At 56.8% G+C, this 16,665-nt stretch carries 15 protein-coding genes; 8 read left to right on the top strand and 7 right to left on the bottom strand.

All coding sequences use genetic code 11. The features are described from left to right. Positions 1–45: 45 nt before the first annotated feature. A complete protein-coding gene (locus tag ACSEMK_RS03005; RefSeq protein WP_183269072.1) occupies positions 46–987 on the bottom strand; it encodes a bifunctional helix-turn-helix transcriptional regulator/GNAT family N-acetyltransferase in 942 nt (313 codons plus the stop codon). Between the two features lie 254 nt (positions 988–1,241). Here ACSEMK_RS03005 and adhP point away from each other — a divergent pair, with 254 nt between their 5' ends. From adhP to ACSEMK_RS02970, 7 genes are all read left to right on the top strand, one after another. Further along, positions 1,242–2,252: an alcohol dehydrogenase AdhP gene (gene adhP, locus ACSEMK_RS03000; protein WP_015366486.1), complete on the top strand. Its 1,011-nt coding sequence runs from the start codon at positions 1,242–1,244 to the stop codon at positions 2,250–2,252. 158 nt (positions 2,253–2,410) lie between these two features. After that, entirely contained in the window at positions 2,411–4,033 is a 1,623-nt protein-coding gene (locus tag ACSEMK_RS02995) for a TIGR04028 family ABC transporter substrate-binding protein (protein ID WP_113373318.1), read from the top strand. Continuing rightward, complete coding sequence (locus ACSEMK_RS02990) at positions 4,029–4,973, top strand: ABC transporter permease (RefSeq protein WP_430915105.1); 945 nt, start codon at positions 4,029–4,031, stop codon at positions 4,971–4,973. The genes ACSEMK_RS02995 and ACSEMK_RS02990 overlap by 5 nt, the downstream gene beginning before the upstream one ends. Then, on the top strand, positions 4,970–5,821 hold the full coding sequence (locus ACSEMK_RS02985; protein WP_430915104.1) for an ABC transporter permease: 852 nt from the start codon (positions 4,970–4,972) through the stop codon (positions 5,819–5,821). Before ACSEMK_RS02990 ends, ACSEMK_RS02985 begins: the two co-directional genes overlap by 4 nt. After that, positions 5,818–7,419 (top strand): dipeptide ABC transporter ATP-binding protein, encoded by a 1,602-nt coding sequence (locus ACSEMK_RS02980; protein ID WP_430915103.1) that lies wholly within the window; start codon positions 5,818–5,820, stop codon positions 7,417–7,419. The genes ACSEMK_RS02985 and ACSEMK_RS02980 overlap by 4 nt, the downstream gene beginning before the upstream one ends. After that, positions 7,419–8,405, top strand: a complete 987-nt coding sequence (locus ACSEMK_RS02975) for a putative FMN-dependent luciferase-like monooxygenase (protein ID WP_183269077.1) — start codon at positions 7,419–7,421, stop codon at positions 8,403–8,405. The genes ACSEMK_RS02980 and ACSEMK_RS02975 overlap by 1 nt, the downstream gene beginning before the upstream one ends. 9 nt (positions 8,406–8,414) lie before the next feature. After that, positions 8,415–9,506 carry an alkylhydroperoxidase domain protein gene (locus ACSEMK_RS02970; RefSeq protein ID WP_430915102.1) on the top strand — a complete coding sequence of 364 codons (1,092 nt, stop codon included), beginning with the start codon at positions 8,415–8,417 and terminating at the stop codon, positions 9,504–9,506. Here ACSEMK_RS02970 and araJ read toward each other — a convergent pair whose 3' ends face one another. The 6 genes from araJ to ACSEMK_RS02940 form a co-directional block, all read right to left on the bottom strand. Then, a complete protein-coding gene (gene araJ / locus ACSEMK_RS02965; protein ID WP_430915101.1) occupies positions 9,507–10,688 on the bottom strand; it encodes an MFS transporter AraJ in 1,182 nt (393 codons plus the stop codon). An 84-nt stretch (positions 10,689–10,772) separates the two neighbouring features. Beyond that, positions 10,773–11,489, bottom strand: a complete 717-nt coding sequence (locus ACSEMK_RS02960; protein ID WP_087859587.1) for an ABC transporter ATP-binding protein — start codon at positions 11,487–11,489, stop codon at positions 10,773–10,775. Beyond that, positions 11,489–12,361: an ABC transporter ATP-binding protein gene (locus ACSEMK_RS02955; protein ID WP_063447145.1), complete on the bottom strand. Its 873-nt coding sequence runs from the start codon at positions 12,359–12,361 to the stop codon at positions 11,489–11,491. The genes ACSEMK_RS02960 and ACSEMK_RS02955 overlap by 1 nt, the downstream gene beginning before the upstream one ends. Then, positions 12,358–13,644: a high-affinity branched-chain amino acid ABC transporter permease LivM gene (livM, locus tag ACSEMK_RS02950; protein WP_411324950.1), complete on the bottom strand. Its 1,287-nt coding sequence runs from the start codon at positions 13,642–13,644 to the stop codon at positions 12,358–12,360. The genes ACSEMK_RS02955 and livM overlap by 4 nt, the downstream gene beginning before the upstream one ends. A 9-nt stretch (positions 13,645–13,653) precedes the next feature. After that, a complete protein-coding gene (locus tag ACSEMK_RS02945; protein WP_032711708.1) occupies positions 13,654–14,568 on the bottom strand; it encodes an ABC transporter permease subunit in 915 nt (304 codons plus the stop codon). 111 nt (positions 14,569–14,679) lie between these two features. Further along, positions 14,680–15,795: a branched-chain amino acid ABC transporter substrate-binding protein gene (locus ACSEMK_RS02940; RefSeq protein WP_015366474.1), complete on the bottom strand. Its 1,116-nt coding sequence runs from the start codon at positions 15,793–15,795 to the stop codon at positions 14,680–14,682. Between the two features lie 561 nt (positions 15,796–16,356). Here ACSEMK_RS02940 and ACSEMK_RS02935 point away from each other — a divergent pair. Further along, positions 16,357–16,635 (top strand): hypothetical protein, encoded by a 279-nt coding sequence (locus tag ACSEMK_RS02935; protein ID WP_087859583.1) that lies wholly within the window; start codon positions 16,357–16,359, stop codon positions 16,633–16,635. Positions 16,636–16,665 lie beyond the last annotated feature (30 nt).

The following is a 16,665-nucleotide window of genomic DNA, read 5'->3' as shown; positions in this document are numbered from 1 at the left end:
ATGCCTATGCCACCGGAGCGTCAGCGCCCCGGTGGCATAACAGCTTTAGCGGCGGGTAAACTGCTGCTCAAGCATGGTCTTCCCCCATTGATCGCCCTGCCACTCTTTGCTCAGCGTAAACCCAAAGGATTCATATAATTTACGCGCCGCCTGCAAGCCGCTAAATGTCCATAGCTGAACCGCATCGAAGCGCTGATCATCACAAAAGTTAATGGCTTCAGTCAGCAAGCGCCGCCCCACGCCGCTGCCCCGACAGCCATCGCCGAGAATAAACCAGCGCAGATGCGCTTCATTATTACCAAGATCTTCGCCATCAATGGCGACAGAGCCGACGACGACGCCATTTTTGACCGCCAGCCAAATCTGGTTACGTTGGTTGTTCAGACGGCCAGAAAACTCAGCCAGACCGCTGGCGACTTTACCTTCAAAAAAATGGCCAAAACCGTAATGATGGGCATAATACTCACCGTGCATTTGCGCAATGCGGCCAATCATTCCCGGCTGATAGCCGGTAACTATCGTGATGTCGTTTGGTCTGCTCGTAACCGGCTGCTGACGACAGCGCTCAAGCGCCCACGAATAGGCCGTCAACCCCTCGGCAACGATCTGCTGCTGTGCGCTATCCAAATGCGCCAGCGCCTCAATCACCCGCATGGCGCCGTACTCATGAATGCGGGTGACCGTCGCCTGCCCTTTGGTTGTCAATGAGAGTTGTTTAAAACGCCCGTCATCAACACAACCATTTTCCTCTATCTCGTTAGCGGCCTGCAGGCGCGAAAGCATGCGGCTGACGCTCGATTTGTCCAGCCCCAATACCTGCACAAGTTGCGCGGCGGTCATCGCGCCATGAGTAGAAATCTCCAGCAGCGCATGCACCGCGGAAGGCGAATAGTCGGTCGCCGCCAGCGTGCTGTTCATAAAACCGAGCTCGCGCACCATCAATCGTGATGCGGAACGAATTTGATTGATAAGTAAAGTGTCAGGCATGGTGATATCCATGAATAAAGATAGTTGCACAATACAACCATCATTCACTCCCCCCTGTCAATAAATCTGACGCACGCAGAGCAATGCCGATCAAACCCCCTAAAATTGGTATAAACGGATGAATATTGTGCCAAATATGCGGCAAATCCCCCCATTCCCAACCATACCGCTTGTAATTAGCGACATAAGATCTAATCCTTAATGAGTATTATTTTCGCTGCTAGCACCTTCGTATCATTAACAAGGAGAAACGCATGAAAGCTGCTGTAGTCACCCACGACCACCAGATTGATGTAACCGATAAAAAGTTACGCCCGCTGGAGCATGGCGAAGCGCTGCTGAAAATGGAATGCTGCGGGGTCTGCCACACTGACCTGCACGTGAAAAACGGCGATTTCGGCGATAAAACCGGCGTCATTCTCGGCCATGAGGGCATCGGCATCGTGGAAAAAGTCGGCCCTGGCGTGACGTCGCTGAAGCCGGGCGATCGCGCCAGCGTGGCGTGGTTCTTCGAAGGCTGCGGCCACTGCGAATACTGTAACAGCGGCAACGAAACCCTGTGCCGCTCGGTGAAAAATGCCGGTTATACCGTCGATGGCGGGATGGCCGAAGAGTGCATCGTCACCGCTGATTACGCGGTCAAAGTACCGGATGGGCTGGATTCAGCCGCCGCCAGCAGCATCACCTGCGCCGGCGTTACCACTTATAAAGCGGTGAAGGTCTCGCATATCAAACCCGGCCAGTGGATTGCCATTTATGGCCTCGGCGGCCTGGGCAACCTGGCGCTGCAGTATGCCAAAAACGTCTTTAATGCCAAAGTGATCGCCGTTGATGTCAACGACGGGCAGTTGGAGCTTGCCGCCTCTATGGGCGCCGATCTGACCGTGAATTCACGCAATGAAGACGCCGCCAAAATCATTCAGGAGAAAACCGGCGGCGCCCACGCGGCCGTGGTTACCGCCGTTGCTAAAGCGGCATTTAACTCCGCCGTGGATGCGGTTCGCGCCGGTGGCCGCGTCGTCGCCGTTGGCCTACCGCCAGAAGCGATGAGCCTCGATATTCCGCGCCTGGTGCTGGACGGAATTGAAGTAGTAGGTTCGCTGGTAGGTACCCGTCAGGATCTGATTGAAGCCTTCCAGTTTGCCGCCGAAGGCAAAGTGGTGCCGAAAGTCACTCTGCGACCGCTTGGTGATATCAACGCCATCTTTAAGGAGATGGAACAGGGGCAAATCCGCGGCCGCATGGTTATCGATTTCCGCCGTTAATTCTGTCTGACTCTGCCAGACGAAAAAGTCTAACCTGCTGACTATTCCCGCATCTTGGGAATAGTCAGATTTCGCAAATGCTTAGCGCAAATCGTTGGTTCCTTTGTATTCCGTCGCGCCCGATGATGGCAAGACAATAGATAACAAAGGAATTCACCATGCAAAATCGCTTTCGCCTGCCTACGCTTGCCGCCCTTTTTATCGCAGGCGCGTTTTCGGTTTCGGCTGCGCAAACGCCGATCAAAGGCGGCACCTTAATTTATCTGGAACAACAGCCGCACACCAATCTCTATCCGCCGGCCGGCGGTTTTTACCCTAACGGCGGGATCCTCAATCAGATAACCGACAAGCTGACCTGGCAGAACCCGGAAACGCTAGCTATCGAGCCGTGGATCGCCGAAAGCTGGAGTAGCAACGACGAGAAGACCGAATATACCTTTAAGCTGCGGCCTGGGGTCACCTTCTCTGACGGTACCCCGCTCGATGCCAATGCGGTCGCAAAGAATTTTGATACCTACGGTTTGGGCAATAAAGCACTGCGCCTGCCGGTTTCCGAAGTGATCAACAATTACGATCGTAGTGAAGTCATCGATCCGTTGACCGTCAAATTCTATTTCAAAAAGCCCTCACCGGGATTCCTGCAAGGGACCGCAACGATTGGCTCCGGGCTGGTTTCCCTCAGCACCCTGGCGCGGAGCTTTGAGGCGCTGGGCGATGCCCGCAATATCATCGGTTCAGGCCCCTTTACGGTAAAAGATGAAAAACCGGGACGCGAATTAACGCTGGTGGCGCGTAAAGATTATCAATGGGGGCCGAAAAATCTTGCTCAGCAAGGCCCGGCGAACCTCGACGGCATTACCTATATCGTCACGCCGGAAGATAGCGTACGTATTGGCGCGCTGCTGGCGGGACAGGCCGGATTTATTCGCCAGGTGCAGGCCTATGATGAAAAACAGGCAACCGACCAGGGCTTTAATATTTATGCCGCGCCGACGCGCGGCGTTAACGATAGCCTGAGCTTCCGTCCGGATAACCCGCTGGTTGCCGACCAGCGAGTACGCCAGGCATTACTGCATGCGACCAACGCCAAACAGATTGTTGAGACCCTTTTCTCGCCAAACTATCCGCAGGCAAGTTCCGTTATCGCCCGCACCGCGGCGGGATACGTCGATTTGAGCGACAAACTGGCCTTCGATCAGCAGAAAGCTAAACAGCTGCTGGATGAGGCGGGCTGGACAGCGGGCGCGGATGGTATCCGACAAAAAGCGGGACAACGGCTGGCGCTAACCGTCTATGAATCCCTGCCGCAGCCGCAGAACAAAGAGGTGCTACAGCTGGTCGCGCAGCAATGGCGTCAGGTTGGCGTGGCCTTAAGCGTGAAAGCCGGCGACGCCGGCAGCCGGGTACTGGATAATCTCGACCCGCTGAAAACGCCATTGACCGTTTCTGAAGTCGGCCGCGCCGACCCGGATGTGGTGAAGAGTATGTTCTTCCCCGCCAACCGCGATGCCCTACTGCAACAGGGCGGTTCGAGCGACAAAGTAAAAACCTTCCGTGACGATAAGCTCAATGCCCTGTTAACCGCAATCTCTGCCGAAGTGGATGCGCAAAAGCGTCTGCAGTTAACTGGCGATGCGCAGCGTTATCTGCTGGATAACGCCTACGTCATTCCCATCTTTGAAGAACCGCAGGTCTTTGCCGGCGCGCCATGGGTAAAAGGCGTACGTTTTGAAGCCGTGGGCCGTCCGTCGTTTTACGGCGCATGGCTGGATAAACATTAGCCACTATCTTTGGCGACGGTTGGCACAAGGCGTACTGGTGCTGTGGGCGGCCTTCACCCTAACCTTTTTTCTGCTGCAGGTCCTGCCCGGCGACGCGATTTTGATTAAGTTTCAGAACCCCGATCTGGGGCTGAGTCCGCAACAGATCGCCGAAATGCGCGTGGCCTATGGTGCTGACAGTCCGCTGTGGCGGCAATATTTCCACACTTTATTGGCCATGCTGCGGGGGGATTTCGGCTATTCACTGCAAGCGGGACTGCCTGTCAGTTCCCTGATTGCCAGCAATTTACCCGACACGCTGGCGCTGGCGTTGCCGGCCTTTGCGCTGGCGGTTCTGCTGGCCTTTGCGATCGCTATCGCTTCGCGTTTGCCGGGGCTACGCGGTATCAGCAATTTGCTACCGTCGTTGCCGGTGCTGTTTATTTCACTGCCGACCTTTTGGCTCGGCATCGCCTTAATCCAGATCTTTTCATTCCAATTGCACTGGGTCCCGGTTATCAATCCCGGACCACTGCAAGGGCTGGTGCTGCCGGTTATCGCGGTGGCGATACCGATTTCCGCGCCGCTGGCGCAAATTCTGTTACGCGCCATGGATCACATCGCCGCACAACCCTTCGTTGCCGTTGCTCGTGCCAAGGGAATGAGCGAAACGCGGGTGTTATGGCGGCATGTCATCGGTAATGCCCTGTTGCCGACATTAAACATTGCCGGCCTGCTGTTGGGAGAACTGATTGCCGGGGCCTTAATTACCGAAACCGTTTTTGGCCGCAGCGGGCTCGGCCAACTGACGCAACAGGCGGTGAATAATCAGGATATTGCCATTCTTCAGGCCGTGGTGATGATTTCAGCGCTGGGCTTTGTCGCGATCAATCTGCTGGTCGATCTGCTGATGCCGATGCTCGACCCGCGCTTAAAACCCCTGCGCGGAGGTGCGCTATGAGTTTGGTCGATTACGCCTCGGCGGTGCGACGCCGTCCGGTCAACTGGCGCCGTTTTTCCTTGCAGCCGGGGCTGTGGCTGGCATGGTCGGTGATGACGGTTACGGTACTAATGGCTTGCGCGCCGCAATGGTTCACCGCGTTTAATCCGCTCGACGGCATCGCCGGCGCTCAGCGTCTGGCGCCGCAGGCCGGACACTGGTTGGGTACCGACCAGCTCGGGCGCGATGTGTGGAGCCGCATCGTCTACGGCGCTGGGCATTCGCTTTCCGCGGCCCTGGCCGCCGTCGCCATGGGACTGGTTGTCGGCACCGCGTTGGGCACTGTTGCCGGCGCGTTGGGCGGACGGGTCGAAGCGGTCGTCATGCGGATTGTCGATATTCTGCTGGCTATCCCCTCGCTCCTGCTTTCGCTAACGGTAATCATACTGCTCGGTTTTGGCACCCTGAACGCCGCCATGGCGGTCGGGGTTGCCGCTATCGCCAGTTTCGCCCGTCTGTCGCGCGCCGAAGTCGTCCGCATTCGTCACAGCGACTATGTCGAAGCGGCCTACGGAAGTGGAGGCACTTTTTTAGCCGTATTCTGGCGGCATATTCTGCCTAACTCGCTTTCGCCGGTGCTGGCTTTCGCCACCCTACAATTCGGCCAGGCTATTCTCGCCCTCTCAACCCTGAGTTTCCTCGGCTACGGCACTCCGCCGCCGGTTCCGGAATGGGGATTACTCATCGCCGAGGGACGTAACTATCTTTCCACCGCCTGGTGGCTCACCACTTTCCCAGGGATCGCGGTCATTGCCGTGGTACTGGCAGCCAATCGTATCAGCCAACAACTCAATAGGGATCGCCGATGAACGTGCTTAACGTAGAAAACCTGACCATTAGCTACCGCTCGGGCGGGCAGTGGCGCGAAGTGGTTCATCGGGTGAGTTTTACGGTTAAACGCGGCGAGATGCTGGCGTTCGTCGGCGAATCCGGTTCGGGTAAAACGACAACCGCTCAGGCGATTATCGGCCTGCTGGCGGAAAACGCCCGCCTCGATGCCGGGGCGGTTCGCCTCAACGGTGAAGAGATTAGCCGCTGGTCTGGCAAGCGGCTGGATAGCCTGCGCGGGGCCAGAATCAGCCTGGTGCCGCAGGATCCCGGCAACTCGCTGAACCCGGTGCAAACCATTGGCGCACAGGTCGGCGAAATACTCCGCCTGCATCAAAAAAGCAGTAAAACCGAGCGTCGACAGCAGGTTATCGCCCTGCTGGAAAAAGTCGGCTTAAGCCATCCAGAGCAGCGTTTCGACCAGTATCCGCACCAGCTCTCCGGTGGTATGAAGCAGCGGGTGCTGATCGCCATTGCCATCGCCCTGAAGCCGGATTTGATTATTGCCGACGAACCCACCAGCGCGCTCGACGTGACGGTCCAAAAAAGAATCCTCGATCTGCTCGATCATCTGCGTCGTGAATCCGGCACCGCGGTGCTATTTGTCACTCATGACCTCGCGCTGGCGGCGCAGCGTGCCGACCGGCTGGTAGTCTTTCGTCACGGTGAAATTCAGGAGCAGGGCAATACGGGTGATGTGATTCGCACCCCGCAGCACGGCTATACCCGCCAGTTGCTGTGCGATCTGCAGGGACAGAACCTGCACTTAACCACCGCCATTCGCCCGTTTGTTACGCCGGCAATACGGGTTGAAGGCCTGAGCAAACGCTTTGCGTTAGGAGGGAGTCATCTCCAGGCGCTGGATAACGTAAGCTTTATTTTACCGCGTGGCAGTACTCATGCGCTGGTCGGCGAATCGGGTTCAGGAAAAACCACCCTCGCCCGCATCTTGCTGGGTTTTGAGCAGGCCGATTGCGGACAGGTGACCATCGATGGTATTGCCAGCGGACAATTGAGCCGCGAGGCCCAGCGCCAGCTGCGGCGCAAAATTCAGTTTGTTTATCAAAACCCTTTCGCCTCCCTCGATCCCCGCCAGACCCTGTTCGATATCATCGAAGAGCCGTTGAAGAATTTTCAGCGCCTGACCAAAGATGCGCGGCGTCGACGGGTAGAGTCCGTCGCCGCCCGCGTCGCGCTGGCGCCGGAGCTACTCAACCGAACCGCTCGCGAGCTCTCCGGCGGCCAGCGTCAGCGGGTCGCTATCGCCAGGGCGTTGATCCTCGACCCCACGATTCTGGTGCTTGATGAGGCCACCTCAGCGCTGGATGTCACGGTGCAGGCGCAAATTCTCGCCCTGTTGCTGCAATTACAGCAACAGCTAGGGTTGAGTTATCTGTTCATCACCCACGATCTGGCGACGGTAAGCCGCATCGCCCATAGCGTGACGGTACTGCGCGCCGGGCAAGTCATCGAACAAGGCGAGGTTAAGCAGTTGTTCGCCGCGCCGCAGCGCGACTATACCCGCGAGCTGCTTGCCGCCATTCCTCATTATCACGCACCCAGCACGGAGATTGCATGATGCCTAAACGCCTCGGATTTTTCACCCGCCTACTTGACCGCGCCACGCCGCAAGAGCGCTATCGCCTGGCGACAGAGCAGATCCGCCACGCGGAACGGCTGGGCTTTGATAGCGCCTGGGTGGCGCAACACCATTTCCATGAAAATGAAGGCGGTTTACCGTCGCCACTGGTGTTTCTTGCCCACGCGGCGGCCCATACGCAACGGATCCGTCTCGGTACCGCCATCATTACACTGCCGATGGAAAACCCACTGCGCGTCGCGGAAGACGCGGCAGTGTTGGATTTACTCGCTGATGGTCGCCTGGAAGTGGGTTTTGGTTCCGGCGGGACGCCAACCTCCTTTCTCCCCTTTGGCCTGGCCTGCGAACAACGCGGCGCGGTCTTCGCCGATCATCTGCATTTGATTGAAAGCGCCTGGCGCGGCGATACGTTGGCTCATCCTGACAATCATCTTTATCCGCCCGCGCCGCAGCTGGCGGAGCGAATTTGGATCGCCACCTTTTCGATTGAAGGCGCTATTCGGGCCGCTAAATCCGGCCATGGGTTGATGCTATCGCGCACGCAGCCGCGCCCGCCAGGTCAAAGCGAGCTGCCGCTGGATGCGATTCAGAACCCGATTATCGATGCCTACCTCGCCGCGCTGCCTGCCGGCGTGTCGCCGCGAATTCTGGCCTCCCGTACCGCGTTTATTGCTGACAGCCAGGCGTACGCGCTACAGACCGCGGAGCCAGGATTAAGTAAACAGGCGGCAGCCCATCGCGCTGCCGGTCATGAGATCATTGGTGACAACGTCACGGATTATGCTCGCCAGCTTGATGCCCATATTGGCGATGCGCCACATGTGCTTGCATCGCTTGCCAAAGATAGCGTGCTAACCCGCGTGACTGACATTTCGTTTCAGGTCCATTCGGTGGAGCCATCGCATCAGGACACGCTGCGTTCTATCGAACTCATCGCTAAACACATTGCCCCGCAATTCAGATAAGGAGTCGCTATGAGCTTAAGTCAGGATATTTTGGCTGAACTGGCGGAGATCGCCGCCGATTCACCGCTGGGCAAGGCCCGCGCGTTGCGCGACGCTGCGACCCGCCACGCCCAGGGAAGCTACGAGGTGCTATTTAGCCAACAGGATGAGGATTTTCCACTCGAGGAACGTTTCGCCATCGCCGCAAAAGTGGCCAGACTTCATCAGGCAGATGCGCTGGCGGCGCATTACGCCGGTTTCGGCCTTGCCGACCCGACAACCCCACGGCTTGCCGCCGCGCTGGGATTTGCCCGCCTGCTGACCTTTACTCCGGTGGAAGCGACGCCAGCGGCGTTACAAACGCTTAGCGACGCGGGCTGGAGCCTGCGCGGCATTGTGACGCTGGCACAGCTTATTGCGTTTGTCAGTTTTCAAAGCCGATTGCTGAGCGGCTTGCGTTTGTTAAATGGTAAATCAATTTCCGAAGCCGAGACCCCGGTGGTCGCCGGATACTGGCACACTCATCCCAGGACGGCCAGCGGTAAACCTGCGCCGGTGGCCTTTACGCGCGATGAATTACACTGGGAACCGTGGATTGCCGATAAGCCGCTCGCTGAATTTAATCCCGTCGAGCAGGCGCTACTGGCGCAGTTCGGCCACAGTGACTCCCCCTACTTCCGCCTGCTGGCGCGCAACCAACCGGTGCTTGAACAGCGCACGCTAACCGATAAAGGGATCTTCTATACGCCGGGGGGGTTGCCGCGCGCCGAACGTGAACTGGCGGCAACGGTGGCAAGCAAAATCAACGGCTGCATCTACTGCGCGTCGGTACATGCGCGCAAGGCGGCGCAGTTGTCAAAAGATGAGCGAGCGGTGGAGACCCTGCTGGCGGTGACGCCTGGGGAAAATCTCAGCGATGGTCAAGGGCCGCGTTGGCAGGCGGAGATTGACGCCGCCGCCGCGCTTTCCGTTACCCCGCCCGCGATAACCCCAGCGCATCTCAGCGCGCTGGAGAAGCAAGGGCTGGATATCGTCGAACAGCTGGACCTGCTGCAATCGGCGGCATTCTTCGCCTGGGCTAACCGCCTGATGCTAACCCTTGGCGAACCGTGGCGAGATTAATCAGGCCTGCTCTGCCTGAGTAACGCGATGACGCGTTACCCGCCGCTGATATCGCGCATACAGCAGCAATGAACTCATCGCCAGGAACGACAGCGCTGCCGCCGGCAGCGCAACCGAACGCCAACCCGCGCCAAAGGTAATCATCATCCCGCCGCAGTAGGCGCCAATCGCGCTGCCGAGGTTAAACGCTATCTGCCCGCCCGCCGCTCCGAGCATTTCGCCGCCTCTGGCATTTTGTAGCAGTAATATTTGCAGCGGCGCGGCGAGTGCGAAGAGCCCGGCGCAGCAGATAAACGCCAGCGCCAGCGAAGCCAGAGGCTGTATGCCGAAGGCAAAGATGAGCAGTAACGCCGCGACAATGACGCCGTTGGTCATCGCCGCAATACGCAGCGGACTATAGCGCCCAGAGATCCTGCCGCTAAAGAGATTACCTAAAACCATCCCCAATCCGACCAGCATCATAATGAACATCATCGCCGACTCGCTAAAGCCGGAGACATTCATCATGAAGGGCTTGATATAGCTAAACCAGGCAAAAACGCCGGCATTGCCGAACATCGTGGCGGCGAAAATAAACCACGGCGCCGGGGATTTAAGGAAATGGAATTGTTCGCTGAGCCGGGAGGCGGATTTGTCATATAGCGTCGGCACCCAGCGCAGTATCGCCAATAGCACCAGCACATCAAATAGCGCGATGGCCGTGAAGGTATAGCGCCAGCTGAACTGATGGCCAAGCCAGGTGCCAGCCGGTACGCCAAGCAGGTTTGCCACCGTCATTCCCGCTATCATCCCGGCGACCGCCGCGGTAACCCTGCCCGGCGAGGCGATTTTCGACAAAATAATCGCCCCGACGCCAAAATAAGCGCCGTGAGGAAAACCTGAAATAAAGCGACCGAGCGCCAGCATGGGATAACTTGAGGAGCAGGTAAATAACGCGTTGCCTGCCACACATAGCGCTACCAGAAACAGCATCACCGATTTCAGCGAAAAACGGCTGGAAAACAAGGCCATGACAGGCGCGCCAAACACCACGCCAAAGGCGTACCAGGAGATCATGTTGCCGGCCGCGGGGATGGTAATACCGACATCATGGGCGATTTCCGGCAATACCCCCATGATGCCAAACTCCGCCATTCCGAGGCCAAAGGTTCCCAGCGCTAAGGAAAAAATCGTTTTCTTCATCTAGTCGGTCACTTTAATGTGCATTCACGACGTTAGTGTAACCGATTTCACACCCTGTTTTCTCCCCCTACGACTGACGAAAACTTAACCCATCCCCAGGTAAGCATTTCTGACTTCCGGGTTATCCAGCAACTCTGCGCCGCTACCGCTCAGACGTATTTCGCCGTTGACCAGCACATACGCGCGGTTAGCCAGTTTTAGCGCGTGGTACGCATTTTGCTCCACCAGTAGCAGCGTCATCCCCTGGGCGGTCAACTCGCGCAAGATGCTGAAAATTTGCTTCACCACCAGCGGCGCCAGACCCAGGCTCGGTTCATCTAATAGTAATAGCTTTGGCCGACTCATCAGCGCGCGGGCGATCGCCAGCATTTGCTGCTCGCCGCCGGAGAGCGTCATCGCCCGCTGCGCGCGACGCTCTTCCAGCCGTGGAAACAGCTGATACATCCGCGCTTTATCTTCATTCTGATAACGATTACCAATGGGAATAGTGCCCATCAGCAGGTTCTCTTCCACCGTCATATCGGCAAAAATGCGCCGTCCCTCCGGCGCCTGGGCAATACCGTTGGTGGCGATATAGTGCGTCGACTGGCGGCTAATATCATGTCCGCGATAGATAATACTGCCATCGGTAATCCGCGGCTGGCCGAAAATGGACATCAGCAGCGTGGATTTTCCGGCGCCGTTAGCGCCGATTAACGCCACCGTTTCGCCTTCATTGACCGTTAGCGATACCGACTTCAGCGCCTGAATTTGCCCGTAAAAAACATTAACCTCGCGAAATTCCAGCAACGGTTGGCTCATCAGGCAATCTCCTGTTCATCGGTACCAAGGTATGCGGCGATCACGCTCAGGTTGGCCTGGATCTCAGCCGGGGTGCCATGAGCAATAACATCGCCGTGGTCGAGCACAATCACGCGATCGGAGATTTCCATCACCATGCTCATATCATGTTCGATCAGCAGTATGGTGACGCCATGATGTTCTCGCAGAAAACGAATAATCCGGCTCAGGGCACGCGTTTCCGCCGGATTGAGTCCGGCTGCGGGTTCGTCAAGACACAGTATTTCCGGCCCGGTACACATCGCGCGGGCGATCTCCAGCCGCCGCTGCTGGCCATAAGAGAGCGTTCCCGCCAGTCGATTGGCGCAGTCAACCATCTCCACCACTTCCAGCCAGTAAAAGGCCCGCTCTAATGCGCGGTTCTCCGCCTGCCGATAGCCTCGGGTATTCAGGATCCCGGCGATCAGATGGCGGTTAACCTGCATATGCTGGGCCACCATCAGATTTTCAATCACCGTCATTTCGCGAAACAGGCGGATATTCTGGAAGGTTCGCGCCAGCCCGGCGCGGTTGACCAGATGCGCGCCGCCGAACATTTTGTAGTACATCCGCCGTCCCAGGCGCGCGGGATGGAAAAAATCATCGGCATGCAGTTTCTGCCCGAGAACCTGAATCACATCGGTCATTCGTTGCCGGGCATTAAGCCGAATGGCGCCGCCGCTGGCGCGGTAAAACCCGGTCAGGCAATTGAACACCGTGGTCTTCCCCGCGCCGTTCGGGCCAATCAGGGCGGTAATCGATCCGCGTTCAACCTCAAGGTTGACATCATTCAGCGCTTTAATCCCGCCAAAATGCATCATCAGATGCTCGACCTGCAATATTGCATCGCTCATGGCGCGACTCCTTTGCGGATTTCCACCCCGGTACGCCCGGTGCGCACCAGCCCGCGCGGGCGCCAGATCATCATCAGAACCATCAACACGCCAAAGAGTAGAACCCGGTATTCGTCAAAGCCGCGCAGCAGCTCCGGCGTGACAGTCAGCACGAAAGCCGCCAGCACAACACCTAATGTCGAGCCCATGCCGCCTAATACCACGATAGCGAGAATCAGCGCCGACTCGAAAAAGGTAAACGACGTCGGGTTCACGAAGCCCTGATAAGTGGCGAAAAAGACACCGGCGATGCCGGCCGTCGAGGCGCCGAGCATAAACGCGGACAGCTTAACCAGCACGTGATTCAGCCCCATCGCCCGGCAGGCGATTTCATCTTCCCGCAGCGCCTCCCAGGCACGTCCAATCGGCATTCGGGTCAGGCGGTGCTTTATCAGCAGCACCATCAGTACCACGATAAACAACACGGCATAGATAAAAATAAATTTAAGGTTGGGGTTGTAGGCAATATGCAGAAATTCATGAATCGGGGTACCGCCCTCTTTGGCTCGCCGGGCAAACTCGAGGCCGAAGAGCGTTGGCGACGGCACCGAAACGCCGTTGGGGCCGCCGGTGAAACTTACCCAGTTGTTGAGCACCAGACGGATGATTTCGCCGAATCCCAGCGTCACAATAGCCAGGTAGTCGCCATGCATTCGTAAAACCGGAAAACCCAATAACGCCCCCGCCAGCGCCGCCATCACCGCCCCCAGCGGCAGCATTGCCCAGAACCCCAGGCCAAGGTATTGATAGCCGAGCGCCAGACCGTAGGCGCCAATGGCGTAAAAGGCGACGTACCCCAAATCAAGTAACCCCGCGAGACCCACCACGATGTTTAATCCCAGCCCCAGCAGGACGTAGATAAGCCCGAGGATCGCCACGGTGAGCAGATACTTACTGGCCATTAACGGGAAAGCGATAGCCACGATCGCCAGCAGCGGCAGGACAAAACGCAGCCGACTACGATAGCCAGGGGGGCGGACGAATACCCCCTGGTCGTTGCCTTCAAAACGTCCGACAAACCGCTTTCCCCTGCGGGTTTGCAAAAGCAGGCTGAGCAGCAGACGCCCCACCATTACCACCGCTACCAGCACGATGACACGCTGTGGGGAAAGCGTAAAACTGTACCCCTTCAGCACGATCCCCACGATCGGGCCAAAGACTATCAGCGCGCATAAACCGGCCAGCACGCTATCGATAAGGCTGCGCTTGACGTCGATGCCGTCTAAACGGGAAATATCGGTCATATGCCCCCCTTAGACCTTGGCCACAACAGGACGGCCTAACAGCCCTTGCGGACGGAAAATCAGAATCGCCACCAGCAATGCGAACGAGAAGACATCCTTATAATCCGAGTTTACTAACCCGGCGAACTGCGCCTCGGCGACGCCCAGCAGCAGGCCGCCAAGCATCGCCCCCGGCAGCGAACCGATCCCGCCCAGTACCGCGGCGGTGAAGGCCTTAATGCCGATAATAAAACCGATATAAAAATCAAACGTGCCGTAATTCATGGTCACCAGTACCCCGGCGAGTCCCGCCATGGCCGCGCCAATCATAAATACCAGCGAGATCACCCGATCGGTGTTAATGCCGAGAATGGCCGCCATCCGCCGGTCCTGCTGGGTCGCTCGGCATACCCGCCCAAGCTGCGTATGGTTGATTATCCAGCTCAGCACCACCATGCCGACGAAAGCGGCGAGCAGGATGAAGATTTTGGTCCAGGTGATTTGCACCACGCCATCACCTACCGTAATCCGCAATACGCCGTGCATCAACGTCGGGATCCCCTGTTGATTAGGGCCCTGACTCAGTTGCACGTAGTTTTGTAAAATCAGCGACATGCCGATTGCCGAAATCAGCGGCGCCAGACGCGTTGAATTCCGTAGCGGCCGATAAGCAATGCGTTCGATGGCCCAGCCGTACACCCCGGTGACGATAATCGTAAACACCAGCGTGCCGAAAATAAGCAGCGGGAAAGAGTGAATACCGAAGTAGGCCAGCAGCGCCAGCCCGATAGCGCACAGGTAGGCTGAGACCATATATACCTCGCCGTGGGCGAAGTTAATCATACCGATGATGCCATAAACCATGGTGTAGCCAATGGCGATAAGCCCATATACCGCGCCAAGCGTTAAGCCATTGATCAGTTGTTGCAGAAAGAATGCCGCCATAGGAACCATCCTGCCAGTCAAGGTGCAGCAGACGCAGAGGCCTTAACGTCTGCTGCTTACGGTAGTACGACGCCCCTCTGATGAGGGCGTTATGCGCACTACAATCCTGGGTTACAGCTGATGATATTTGCCTTTATCATCCCATTGATAAACCACGTAATCCGATACTTTCAGGTCGCCTTTGCCGTCCCAGGCTTTTTTACCCATCACGGTATCGACGCTGTGGTTTTTCAACCATTCGCTGGCTTTGGCATTATCGGTACCGGCAGCGTTATAGGCCGCGGCGATAGCCTGGATTGAAGCATAGGCGTAAAGGGTATAGCCCTCCGGTTCAAAACCGCTGGCGCGGAATTTGTCGATCACCGCTTTACCTTCAGGAATGGTGCGCGGATCTTTACCGAAGGTCATTAACACGCCATTGGTAAACTGCGGCCCGCCCGCGGCGGTAACCAACTCTTCGGTCACCACGCAGTCGCCGGAGAAGAACTTAGCCTGGACGCCCTGCTCGCGCATCTGGCGCACCAGCGGGCCGGCTTCCGGATGGCAGCCGCCAAAATAAACCACATCCGGTTTCAGGGCGCCGATTTTGGTTACCAGGGCATTAAAGTCTTTTTCCCCGCGGGATAGGCCTTCATACAACACCTCTTTCGTCCCGCGTTTAGCCAGCGCCGCGCGCGTCGCGTCGGCTAATCCCTGACCGTAGGTGTCTTTATCGTGAATGACGGCGATCTTCTTCGCCTTCAGCACATCCAGCATGTAGTTGGCGGCAATCACCCCTTGCTGGTCATCGCGCCCGCACATGCGGAACATATCTTTCATTCCGCGTTCGGTGATTTGCGGATTGGTGGAACCCGGCGTGATGGTCAGGATCCCGGCTTCGTCATAGACCTCGGAGGCGGGCATTGTCGAGGAAGAGCAGAAGTGGCCTACCACCGCCGAGACGCCGGAGTCGTCAACCAGGCGGTTAGCCACCGCCACCGCCTGCTTGGGTTCACAGGCATCATCGCCCTGCACCAGCACAATTTTTTCGCCTTTAATTCCCCCAGCGGCATTAATATCAGCCGCCGCCTGCGATGCCCCTTTCCAGTATTGGGCGCCATAGGTCGCATTCGGCCCGGTAAAGGGGCCGGCCACGCCAATCTTCACATCCGCCTGTGCGTAAAATGCCGCGCTCAAACAACCTGCTATTGCAAAATGCAGAGTCAACTTTTTAAGTTTTAAAGACATTCGGATAGTCCTCAGCGATATCGAACAGACGCCATAAACTGGCGCAGTAAAAACCACTTACAGCGTAACGTGCCAATGCTGGAATAAGCCGTAGCGGCTTCGGTAGATAAAGCAAAAAACCCGCCAGGAAGAGAGGTATCGCCAGATCGATTACTAATAGTCGCGTAGCGTGACCGCAATCGGTACCACCCGGCAATGCGCCAGTCTTTACAGGTCAGGAGGTCTGTTGCCGTCACGTGGCCTGCCGGGAACGCTGGTGTCCATACCGACAGTGAGCTAAACATAGAACGACTTTAGCAACCTTGCGCACCGGGCTGGTGCAAAAGTGCGGAGATGATCAAAACTAGTGAAAATTTTGCTGCATTAATGTGAAATTAAAGACAAGGACATGGGGAATGCTCGGTAATACAAGTAGCTACCATAAAGAATTACCGAGGAGTAGCAACTTTATACTAGCAGAGGGCGATTACGCTTTGAAACATTAACTTCTTTTACGTATTATCTTAAACCTTGCTCTTTTTACCTGCCGCCGTGGCGGGTTTCGTCTCATGGATGAAATTTATGACTTTAAAAAAATTAATTATTATCGCCATCAGCGCGCTTTCTATTAACGCTAGCGCCTTCGCGGCGGGCAGTCTCGCCGACCAGTTACACTATACGCCGCCGGAACCGGCAGACCTTGCCGCTAATCCACAGACAGAATCGCCTGAATCGAAAACGGAACAACCAAAATTAACGATGACTCCCGACGTTAATGCCTACACCTATTACAACGAAAAGGTGAATCCTGTCACCAATGATATTGACCGTATTGAACAAGGCGGCGTCGTTGAATTCTGATTTATACCGGCGCAGCGTTCGCGCCGGTAA

This window comes from Klebsiella sp. K-3 (assembly GCF_051207495.1).
Lineage (GTDB): Bacteria > Pseudomonadota > Gammaproteobacteria > Enterobacterales > Enterobacteriaceae > Klebsiella > Klebsiella aerogenes.
This window is presented reverse-complemented; position numbering and strand designations above follow the sequence as displayed.